Origin of the sequence: Dryocola clanedunensis (assembly GCF_038405435.1) — a bacterium.
Classification (GTDB): Bacteria; Pseudomonadota; Gammaproteobacteria; order Enterobacterales; family Enterobacteriaceae; genus Dryocola; species Dryocola clanedunensis_A.
In genome coordinates this window covers 1-655 of record NZ_JBBYHZ010000100.1, presented here as the reverse complement: position 1 = coordinate 655, position 655 = coordinate 1, and the positions used below count along the sequence as shown (strand labels likewise).

Genomic DNA, 655 nt, shown 5'->3' with positions numbered 1-655 from the left:
TGTTCGAAATCTGCACAGATCATGTGTCAATCCATGGCTGGTTCGTGCGCCATCCGCCTCGCATCCTGTGCCCACTTTCCATCGCACAGGAGTCGTCCCATGAACCTCACGGCCTTCGGCCTGGCCAGCCTGATCGGCATGGCTGCCACCGCCCCGGTGGTTGCCGCTGAACCGTCCCATCCCACCATCCGCCACATGGCGGGTGCCCCGGTGCCCGCCTCGCTCGACGCAGCGAAGACCGCGGTGCTGGTGATCGACTTCCAGAACGAATACTTCGATGCCGGTGCCGCGCCAGGTTTCGCCGGCGGCCGCATGGTCATTCCCGACGGCATCGCCGCACTGCGCCAGACCCGCCGCGTGGTCGACTTCGCCGATGCCCACGGCATCCGCGTCATCCACGTGCAGCATGTGCTGCCGGCGGGCGCGCCGCTGTTCGCGCAGGGGAGTGTCAACGTCGCCTTCCATCGCGACATGCAGCCGCGCAGTGGCGAAACCGTCATCCAGAAGGACAACGTCAGCGTGTTCGCCGGCGCCTCGGCTGCGGCGCTGGACACGGTGCTCAAGCAGGCTGGCGTCGACACGTTGATCATCACCGGCCTGCAGACCCATGCCTGCGTCGTCGGGGCCGCCCGCGACGCGGCTGCCGCGCCGCGCG

General features: G+C 68.1%; 1 protein-coding gene. It reads left to right on the top strand.

The annotated features are described in order from the left end of the window. Positions 1–99: 99 nt before the first annotated feature. Positions 100–655 (top strand): cysteine hydrolase family protein (locus AAE045_RS23650; RefSeq protein WP_455549747.1); only part of this gene is annotated, 556 nt, incomplete at its 3' end.